We start from the raw sequence: 10599 nt of genomic DNA, 5'->3' as shown, positions 1-10599 counted from the left end.
GTGCGCAGCGTGGTGGATAAAGGCACTACGGTTAACTTCCGGCTGCCGACGGCCACGCTGGAACGGTGAACGTCTACCCGATGACCATCGACCACATCAATAACAGTCATTCGTTTCAAAACAGCGATTCTGGCGTCTGGGAGTTGATTGTGCAAAAAATAATAATGGCTATCCGGGGATCCGTACGAGATCGCTTACATATAAGCCAGCAACCAATCGGGTCGGTCGCCGGCCAGACGCGTTCCGCGTAAGGGGTTTCTCCCAGGGCGTTCGACCACTCCTTCTTCTCGTAGCTTCACTCGTAGCTTCACTCGTAGCTTCACTCGTTGCTTCACTCGTTGCTTCACTCGTTGCTTCACTCGTTCCTTTCTCGTCGCCGTAGAGGCTCCCTCTACATCAGTCCTTTCCGAAAGGTGACTTCATGAAGGCATTTTCGATGGGCGACTTCAGCCCGATGCTCCGTCCTCATCCCAGTGTATCCGCCCGCACGCGCACGCGGCCGTCGCCCGACGAGGTCGAGCAGCTGCGCGCACAGGTCGACCAGCTCCAGCACGAAAACCAGACGCTCCGCAGCGAAATTACACGCCTCCGCCTGTTCCAGGCGCTCGACGTGCCGGCGGAAGACGGAGCGGAGGAGTCCGACCCTCCCCTGCCGACCGACGCCCGCAAGCTCTACTTCGTCCTCCCGGAGGTCTTCTCCCAGATCGCCTATTTCAAAATCGCGCACGACCTCGGCTACAGCATCGAGCGCAGCCAGCAGATCGTCGGCATCCTCCAACGCCAGCGCTTCCTAGAACGCGCCGGCGACCAGCTCCGCAAGATGGATCCCTACCAGTATCGGATGGCGTTGGCGCGGTAGAGTTGTTGAGATTTCTAATCTACCTCATCGTCATCCCCGCGTAGGCGGGGATCCACGCAACCAACCAGTCTTGTATGGATCCCCAATCAAGTTGGGGATGACGAGACCGCAAGAAAAGGCTTGACGCCACTTGTGGCAGGTGTGGCGTCAAGCCCCTGTTACGGGATCCGAACGTTCACCGTTTCACGTACTTCTTTTCGATATACGCAATCCAGTTGTCGCTCGTCAGCCGGCTCCCGGTGACGCGTTCCAACAAATCCCCCGCGTCGACGGCCTTGCCGTGGCCGTGGATGTGGGTCCGCAGCCAACCCAGCAGCCCCTCGAACCGGCCGGCGCGAATCTGATCGTCGAGATCCGGGATGGCGATTCGGATGGCATCGTAAAGCTGGGCGGACATCAAGTTGCCCAGCGCGTACGTCGGAAAATACCCGAACGCACCGAGTGACCAGTGGATGTCCTGCAACACTCCGTCGGCGTCGTTTGGAGGCCGGATACCGAGGTAGGCCTCCATTCGGTCGTTCCAGGCCCCGGGAAGGTCGTCGACCGACAGGCTTCCGTCCAACATGGCCATTTCGAGTTCGAAGCGGAGCATGATGTGGAGGTTGTAGGTCACCTCGTCGGCCTCGACGCGGATGGGTGTCGGCGCGACGGCGTTGATGGCCCGGTAAAACGCATCAAGTGAGATGTCCGCCAGCGGACCCGGGAAGGCGGCCTTCAGCTTCGGATAATAATGCTCCCAGAACGGCCGGCTCCGGCCGATGAGGTTCTCCCAGAGGCACGACTGGGATTCGTGCATCCCCAGCGACGTACCGTCGGCCAGCGGGGAGCGGTCGAACGCAAGGTCGATCCCCTGCTCGTACAACCCGTGGCCGCCCTCGTGGAGGGAGCCGAACAGGGCGGATGGCAGGAAACGCTCGTTGACGCGGGTGGTGAGGCGGACGTCCGTGATCGCGAACGTGGTCGTGAACGGGTGCGCGGAGAGGTCCTGCCGGCCCCGGTTAAAATCAAACCCGATATCCCGCAACACCATCATCCCAAACTCCCACTGCGCCTGCGTATCGAACGCCCGCGTCAGCACGCCGGCGTCCACCTGCGGCGCATCCGCGAGGTGTTTGACGATCGGCACCAAGCGCTCGCGCAGCGCGGCGAACACGGTGGCGATCTCCGCGGCCGTCGCCCCCGGTTCGTATTCCTCGAGAAGCGCATCGTAACGGTGTCCGGCGTAGCCGACGGCCTCGGCGATCCGGATGTTGATGTCGACCAGCTGTTTCAGGTGGGGCGCGAACACCGGAAAGTCGTTCCGTTCGCGGGCGGATTTCCAGGCCTGTTTGGCGCGCGACACGGCCCCGGCCAGCTCGACCACGAGGGCCGCGGGCAGCCGGCGTTTCCGGTCGATCAGCCGACGGGTCACCCGCACCAGCGCCGCGTCATCTCCTTCCAGCCGGCCGTCGAGGGCATCGACCAGGGCGGCGAGCTCGTCCGTCGTAAGATATTCGTGGGCGAGCTGGCGCAGGGTCGACACCTGGTGCGCGCGGGCCTCTGCGGCGCCGTCGGGCATGTACGTCTCCTGGTCCCATTCGAGGACATTGGCGGCCGCCTCGAGGTCGCGCACGCGGGCGAGGCGGTATTTGAGGACTGTAAGCGGCTCACTCATTACACTAGTGTTGTGGTGTCTCACCATTCAAAAAAGCATGTCATCTCGACCAAAAACGCCGGCTTGCCGGCGTTGGAGCGGAGAGACCTCCATCAGACCTTCCGGAGGTCTCTCCGCTTCGGCCCGTTAAATCGGGCCTCCGGTCGAGATGACATTATTATGTTTAACGTGCATCCCTCATTTCTCACCTCACCTTGGCCGCAAACCCCGAGGCACGATCCACCGTTCCGCCACAGCGAACAGGGCCTGTGCGACGAGGGCGAGGACGGCGGCCGGGATGGCGCCTTCCAGAATCAGGCCAACGTCGTCCAGCCGAATTCCAGTGAGGATCGGCTGGCCGTACCCCCCGGCGCCGATGAGGGCGCCAAGCGTGGCGGTACCGATGGTGATGACGGAGGAGGTTTTTACCCCGGCCAGAATGGCGCGGGAGGCGAGCGGGAGCTCGATCTGCCGGAGCGTCGCCGCCGGCGAGAGGCCGAGCGCCTCGGCGGACTCGCGCAGCGGCGCGGGGATGTCCAGCAAGCCGGCGTGGGTGTTGCGAACGATCGGGAGCAGGCTGTACAGAAACAGCGCCACCATCGCCGGCGGCCCCCCAATGCCCAGCAGCGGGATCATAAAGACGAGTAGCGCGAGCGACGGAATCGTGTAGATCATCCCCACCACCGCCAGGATGACCGCCCCCAGGCGGGGCTTCCGCGCCGCCGCGATGCCCAGCGGGATGGCGGCCAGGATCGCGGGAATCAGCGCGAAGAGCACCAGCCGGAGGTGTTCGCCGGTGTAGCGGAGGATCCGACGGGTGCGGGTTTCGGCGGCCGTGGTCACTGCCGGCTCATCGAGTATCTCTGCGTTCAAAAAATCCGCCGCCACCTGGTTTTCCGGGACGCGGTCCAGCTTCGCGCGGGCGTTCATCCCGGTCATGGCGGCCTCGTCGATCCGGCCGGCGAGCCGGGCGAGGAGGGCGTCGACGTCCGGCACACGGTCGACCAGGTCGGCCCGGTAGAGGACGACGGCCTCGTACTCGGGAAAAAAGCCGGCGTCGTCGATCAGCGTGTTCAGGCCGTAGTAGGCGATCTCGGCGTCGGTGGAATAGAGGTCGGTAAAATCGATATCACCCGATTCAAGCCCCCGGTAGGCGAGGTCGTGATCGAGGCCCCGGACGTTGGCCTGGGGTAGATCGTAGGCATCGCGGAGCCCCGGCCACCCATCCGACCGGTTCATGAACTCCGTCGAGAAGCCACCGACGAGCTCCGGGTGCCGGCGAAGCTCGGATAGGGTGCGCACCCCCAGCGCCTCGGCGCGGTCGGCACGCATCCCTATCGCGTAGGTATTATTAAACCCGAGCGGCGGCGCCATGCGGACGCCGTGGGTGGCGAGCACCTGTTCGAGTTCGGCGAGGCCCGAGATTGCGTCGCCGGCCAGGACTTCCTGGATGAGCGTGCCCGAGTAGTCCGGGTAGGCGTCCAGTTCGCCGGCGAGGAGGGCGTTCCAGGCAAAGGTCGTCCCGCCCAGGCCGGCGCGGTGCGTTACCTCGTAGCCGGCCGAGGCGAAGAGGCCCGTGACGACTTCGCCGAGGATCACCCCCTCCGTAAAGGCTTTGGAGCCCACGCGGATGGGTTGGGCGGTGGCCTGAAGGGCATAAACGAGAAGGGTCGCCACGACCACTCCCATACGGACTGCCGACCGCCTTCTACGGTCATCCTCGCGCAGGCGGGGACCCAGGAAAACGCCATTCTGGAGGCTGGATCCCCGCTTTCGCGGGGATGACGGGGGCCGCGCGGATGACGATGGCCGCGAGACTGGCGATGGCTGCGTTCGCGAGGACGGCCAGCTCAATGCAGAACATCCCCCCATCATCCCACCACCTGCCGCTGGGCGTTGACGAAGGCCCGGACGAAATCATTCGCCGGCGCATCGAGCAATTCCTGAATCGTCCCGCGTTGTTCGATGCGGCCGTTTTTCATGAGCAGAATGGTGTCCCCGAAGAAGCCGGCCTCATGGAGGTCATGCGTGACGAGGACGACGGTTTTATGTAGGGATGAAAAGATGGCGCGGAGGTCGTTCTGGAGGTCGGCGCGGATCATCGGGTCGAGGGCGCCGAGCGGTTCGTCGAGCAGCAGCACGTCCGGATCGAGCATCAGCGCCCGCATGAGGCCGACACGTTGTTGCTGGCCGCCCGAGAGCTCGAGCGGGAAACGCGCGAGGCGGTCGGCCGGCAGTTGGACGAGGCCGGCGAGTTCATCAACGCGGCTGTTGATCCAGGAGGTGTTCCGCCCGAGGTGCCGGGCGAGGAGGGTGACGTTGGCGCGGGCCGTGAGGTGCGGGAAGAGGCCGCCCGACTGGATGACGTACCCCATCCGGTGCCGCATGCGGCGGACCTGCTCCGGCGTGAGGCGTTCGCCGTCGAAGTAGATGTCGCCTGTTGACGGGGCGATGAGCCCGTTCATGAGGCGCAGGAGGGTAGATTTGCCACAGCCGCTGGGCCCGATGAGCACGGTAGTCCGCCCCGGCTCCAGCGCCAGATCCAGCGGTGCCAGGGCCTGGACGCCGTCGTAGGATTTGGAGACCTGGAGGAGGGCGAGCATGGGGGATGGTTGGCAGGTTGACAGGTTGCAGGTTGGCAGGCCTGTTCTGAGTGACGCCGGCGCCAGCCGGCGGATTCGAAGGATCTATACGATGCAGGTTGGCGGGGTGGAAAGATGGGAAAATGGGGGCTGGAATGCCAGTCGGTCGGCGTGCGGGTTTGGGCGTGACGATGAAGAAACCATGAGGGGAATTATCGTGTGGTGGCCGCCGGGATCCCGGCGGGAAGGCCGGCGTGAAAGGTCGTCCTAAAACGCCAATGTAGCTCAGCTGGTAGAGCAGCTCACTCGTAATGAGCAGGTCAGCGGTTCAAATCCGCTCATTGGCTCCAGAAGCCGTCTCGACGCAGGTCGGGGCGGCTTTTTTGGTATGGTGGCCTCACGCTGGGATACCAGCCTATCAAACGGACAATTTGAATTTGCCGGAGGCGGTGGTCGCGTTCCGGGTTCGGAGTTCCGGGTGATCGCACGATACGGGTTCGCTTACCCGGAACACTGAACACGATATCCGGAACGGATACTCCGCACATTCAACGTTTCAGACAACTACGGCCATCAGGCCGTCGATCGCCAGACCTGTTAGGGTGGCACGCAAGGGGAGTTAGCACGACTCAGGGTCGTAATTAGCGTATTTACGTCATAGCATTTCAGGAAGCGCCGGCTTATTAAAGAGGCAGGTCCACGGAGCGCCCCCTTCTCCGATCGTCGTCACCTCTTCCGCCGTTACCGTCATGTCGCGTCACATCTTTTCCCTGCCTGCGCTCCTATTCCTTCTCACAGCTCTGATCCTCCCTCATCGAGTGAAGGCTCAGGATGCGTTTGAGCCAAACAATACATTTACTCTAGCATCTCCAATTGAGATCAGTGTCCCTATCCAAGCAACAATATTTGATAATGGTGACGTCGATTATTATAGGTTTGAGACCACACAGCCAGGCTCCATACAAGTAAGTGTCTCAGCTCTCGGCACTGTGGATCTTTACTTAGGTATGTTTAATAGTTTGCAAGAATTAATGTTTGATGAATCAGAGCAACCTCTCATTCCCGTTAAAATTGTAACAGTGCAAGAACCTGGAACATTTTACATCATTGCAAGAGACGCTGGCCGATGCTGCGGCACAGCCAATAGCAGTACGGAGCTTTACACATTGATCGTAACATTAGAGACGAACGATTCACATGAATTCAATAACAATTTCGAAACGGCCAGTTTCATTAGTGCTGAAGAGACGATTACCGCAACTATCGGTGCTCCTTTAGATAATGACTATTTCATTTTTGAGGTAACATCCTCAGGCCCAGTAAGAACCATCGTAACGAACGTTCCATCCAATCTCAGCATATCTCTTTTCCTGTATGGGCCAACGCAGCAATTGATCGACGATGACCGCTTCAATGACGTTGGGGAAGCCATCGATCGAACATTTAACCTAACGACACCAGGTAAATACTATGTAAGGTTGGTAAGCACCGGTGGCTTTAGTAATAAATTTTACCAGCTTACTGTTTCAGGTAATACCGTCGGCACCGCCCCCGCGGCACTCCCCGGCGATGTCGGCAACAACGGCGTCGTCGACGCCGGCGACGCGAGCCTCGTCCTGCAATCCGTCGTCGGGCTTCGCACGCTAAACGGCACCCAGCGCCTTGCGGCGGATGTAGACGCCAACAGCGCCGTCCAGGCCGCCGATGCCTCGCGTATCCTCCAGTTCGTTGTCGGGATGATCTCGGCATTAAAGTCCGGCTCCGATGCCGCCACGGAGGCCACCATCGCCTGGGGCACGGCAGCCGAAGAAGCCGACGGCTCCTGGCGCCTGCCGCTCCTCGTCGATGGCGACGCCTCGGCCGTCTACGCCGCCGAGATGACCCTCGACTTCGACCCCACCGCGTTGCAAATCGCCGACTTCGCCTCCGCCCTGCCGGCCGACTGGCTGGTGCTCACCGCCCCGGACGACGCCGGCCGCTTCCGCATTGCCGCCGCCGGCGCCACCCCCCTCGCCTCGAAGACCCTCGGCTCGCTGCTGATCCACCCGATCGATTCGTCTCGGCCTGTCACGCTCACCGGCACGGCCCTCCTCAATGCCGGCACGGCATCGCCCCTTGGCGACCTGCAGCTCGCCACCCTCCCGGAGGCCTACGCGCTCCATCCCAACTACCCAAACCCTTTCAATCCGACGACCCGGCTTTCCTTCGACCTCCCCGAGGCGGACTTCGTCACCCTCCGCATTTACAACCTGCTCGGCCAACCCGTGGCGACGTTGGTGGACCGCGAACAGCCGGCCGGCCGGCATGAGGTAGTGTGGGATGCCTCCGGAATGGCCAGCGGCGCCTACCTGTATCGGCTCGAAGCCGGCGGGTTCGTCCGCACCCGCGTGCTGACGATCCTCCGCTGAGGCTCCCCGCGCTTCTCCTTCACGCCAGCTCGTTCAGGTGCCGCCATGCGTTTTTCCCTGCGCTACCTCCCGCTTTGTGTCGGGATCCTCCTCGTCCTCGCCCTACCCGCCCGCGCCCAGGTCATCCTCACGATCGACGGCGCGTCGGCGCGGGTAGGCCAGACCCTCCGCATCCCCGTCCGCGTCGCCGGCCTCGACGGGCAGGATATCACGTCCTACCAGATTAAACTGACCTACGCCGCCGACGTGCTCGCGATCACCGCCATCGAGACCGCCGGAGGTGTCGCCGCCGGGCTCGCCCCTGCCGTTAATCTCTCTACACCGGGACTTGTGCAGGTTGCCGGCGCCGGCACTGTTCCGATCGCCGGCAGCGGGGTGTTGTTCGAGATCGTGGCCGAGGTCACCGGTGCCGACCTGCTCGGCGAGCGGATCTTCACCCCGCGCTTCGACGAGGCGCTGTTTTTCACGAGCCAGAGCATTCCGGTCGGAGTTTCGACCACTTCCGGCGCGTTCTCCGTCCGCGGGATCGAACTGGCGGTCGAGGCCCTGACCTCCGCTGCGGGAGCTCCTTTTTCAACGCCGATCACGATTGGCGACCTCGCCGGCTTCGGCGTCACCGCCTACCAGTTCAGTCTTCGCTACGATGCTTCGGCGGTTTCCGTGACTAGTATTAGCGCCGCCGGCAGCCTGTCGGAGGGGGGAAGCATTACGCAGAACCCAGCGGCCGGCGAGGTCCGAATCGCCTACGCGGGCTCCCGTGCGATGACCGGCGGCGGCGATTTATTGTATATCCAGGGGCAACGCCTCTCGTCCGCCGATCCGGGCTGGGAGCTCGTCGCCGTTCGCTTTTTTGACGCCGACGGGCAGTTTGTCCCCGTAGGCCCGGCCGGCTTCGAGGCCCGGTTGCCGGTAGTCGCCGGCGCAACTGGAAGCCGGGTCACCCTTGATGTTCCGTTTGGCGACGCCGATGGGCTCGGACTCGTCGCCTACCAGTTCACCATCGCGTACGACCCGAACGTCCTCAGCCTCATCAACACCAGCGAAGCCGGCACCTTGTCCGCCGGCCGAACCGTCACCAGCAAACCCGGCACCGGCCGACTATCAGCCGCGTGGGCCGGCGCGACCCCGCTGGAGGGCGAGGGTCCCCTCGTCGGCCTCGTGGCCGATATCCGTTCATCGGGCGATGCCGAAATGCGGTATGAGGACTACAAGCTGGTCGGCTCCGCCGCGAGTGGGGGCGGCGGAGGTGGAGGCGGCGTTACCGGAGGTCCCGACCTCATCGTGGAGAGCCTGAACGTCACCCCTGGTAGCGTACGGGCCGGCGATGTGGTGCAGGTCGACCTCACGATCCGCAACAACGGCGACGCGCCGGCGCTGCCGTTTAAGACCAACATCCGCCTGAACACCTCGACAACCGGGGTCGTGGACACCGACCCCCTGCTTGAGACCTGTGCACTGGATGGACTCGCCGCCGGCGCGAGCACAACGGCGTGTTCGCGCGAGGTCACCCTGCCGGCGGATCTGGCCTCGGGCACGTATTCGGTGTGGGTGATTTTGGATTTTGAGAGCAAGGCCGGCCAGGTGGATGAGGAGAATGACGTTGCCTTCACTTCAGTCTTTGTCGAGGCAAAATTCAATACAGCAGGCTTTTTGACACTCCCGTTCGAACGGATTGCAGATGTCGAAATTACTCATGCATGGTATTATAGCGATGACTGCGTGCTCCATGCACCAAAGGGAGCCATCGATTATGATGCGGTTGCACCGGGACACACTGAGACATTCAAAATACTTGCCGCGACAGATGGAGAGGTATTCTATAGGGGCTTCCATCCACCTCCCAGGAATTATGGGAATCTGCTGATTCTAAAACATGTTCTGCCAAACGGAGAAGTGTATTTTTCAATGTATGCGCATCTCAAGACTTTGCCAGAGTTAACAACGGGCTCAACTGTAGAACAGGGAGAACCCATTGCTGAGGCTGGAGCCACTGGCGACCCTTCCTACGCTGTTCATCTACATTTCGAAATTCGCAAACAAGATCCCCAACATATCGAAATTCAGGGTTCTCTTCCGAACGCATCAACACCCATCGATCCTTACGACATTTATCGAAAAAAGGACGGGGTGGGTTGTAATACGAATGAAATGCAACGGAATGCATATCCTGATCCTGTTACCGGCGCGTCGGGCGGTATGGGAGCGAACCATTTGTGGCTAACGGATCCCCCTTCGTATCCACCACTGAATACATCAATCCAAAGAGATTTCCATGAAGAATCGCGTACGGCTGAATTGTTTGCTCCATTTCCCAATCCGACTTCTCAAGCTACGGTGGTGAGTTTTCAATTCCAGTCTCACCGGCATGCTCATATTACCGTTTCCGATTTACTCGGACGCCAGCTGATCACCTTGCTGAATGCTGATATGAGTCCCGGCCGGCACGAAGTGACCTTCGACGCCGGCGCCCTACCCAGCGGCACCTATGTCGTCGAGCTGCGGACGGATGAGGGGGTGCTGCGCCGGCTGGTGACGGTAGTACGGTGACGTGATTCAGACCCCGAGAGGTTTTAAAACCCATCGGCTGCCGCCGCTGCGTTCGATCGCGATGACAGAGCGATTTTTATGCACACCACTCGGCGGCAAACCCAACCCCATCGCTAATCGCTATTCATGCGAATCAGGAGTTGAGGCCGTATCATTTGAGCGAATCTGACTGGCATTCCCCCTTTTCTTCGTCTTCCCCCGGTCAAAGCCGGGGGCAGGCTCCCAACTCGATTGGGGATCCATAGGCGGCTGATCGGATTCAGCCGGGTCTCATGGGGGCTAATGGAAAACAAGAGCACCAACCTGGCTGCGTTTCGGGTACACCGGGCGTGCTACTATCGCCCTTAAAGACGCATATGCTGCATTTTCAAGCTTCCATGGATCCCCAATCAAGTTGGGGAGGACGACCATGGAGCGTGCGGCGGAAACCAGTATGCGTCGTGTTTGATCTCCTGATTCGCATTCATCGCTGAGCTATATCCAAATCTTGTGGATGGATAGATCAGGCGGCGATCCTGTCCGGGTGAATCCCGTCGATGTAAACAATGCCGGCCAGCACGTTCGCCACGT

At 61.4% G+C, this 10599-nt stretch carries 6 protein-coding genes and 1 tRNA gene; 4 read left to right on the top strand and 3 right to left on the bottom strand.

Annotated elements, in window-relative coordinates; translation table 11 throughout:
• The first annotated feature begins 421 nt into the window (after positions 1–421).
• Complete coding sequence (locus SH809_10425) at positions 422–859, top strand: hypothetical protein (GenBank protein ID MDZ4700109.1); 438 nt, start codon at positions 422–424, stop codon at positions 857–859.
• A 175-nt stretch (positions 860–1034) separates the two neighbouring features.
• On the opposite strand, the gene SH809_10420 is transcribed toward SH809_10425, so the two are convergent.
• From SH809_10420 to SH809_10410, 3 genes are all read right to left on the bottom strand, one after another.
• Entirely contained in the window at positions 1035–2513 is a 1479-nt protein-coding gene (locus SH809_10420) for a carboxypeptidase M32 (protein ID MDZ4700108.1), read from the bottom strand.
• 189 nt (positions 2514–2702) lie between these two features.
• Entirely contained in the window at positions 2703–4169 is a 1467-nt protein-coding gene (locus tag SH809_10415; protein MDZ4700107.1) for a glycine betaine ABC transporter substrate-binding protein, read from the bottom strand.
• Between the two features lie 194 nt (positions 4170–4363).
• Entirely contained in the window at positions 4364–5095 is a 732-nt protein-coding gene (locus SH809_10410) for an ATP-binding cassette domain-containing protein (protein MDZ4700106.1), read from the bottom strand.
• Positions 5096–5348: 253 nt separating this feature from the next.
• Between SH809_10410 and SH809_10405 the strand changes: the two genes are divergently transcribed.
• The 3 genes from SH809_10405 to SH809_10395 all read left to right on the top strand — a co-directional run bounded on the left by SH809_10405 (position 5349) and on the right by SH809_10395 (position 10029).
• Positions 5349–5424: transfer RNA gene (locus SH809_10405), tRNA-Thr, on the top strand.
• A 1128-nt stretch (positions 5425–6552) separates the two neighbouring features.
• Entirely contained in the window at positions 6553–7482 is a 930-nt protein-coding gene (locus tag SH809_10400; protein MDZ4700105.1) for a T9SS type A sorting domain-containing protein, read from the top strand.
• 45 nt (positions 7483–7527) lie between these two features.
• Positions 7528–10029, top strand: coding sequence for a cohesin domain-containing protein (locus tag SH809_10395; GenBank protein ID MDZ4700104.1), 2502 nt, complete (start codon positions 7528–7530; stop codon positions 10027–10029).
• The last annotated feature ends 570 nt before the right edge of the window (positions 10030–10599 follow it).

It is taken from the genome of Rhodothermales bacterium, from assembly GCA_034439735.1.
GTDB lineage: Bacteria > Bacteroidota > Rhodothermia > Rhodothermales > JAHQVL01 > JAWKNW01.
The sequence above is the reverse complement of the archived record's forward strand: the minus strand, read 5'-3'. Positions and strand labels throughout refer to the sequence as shown.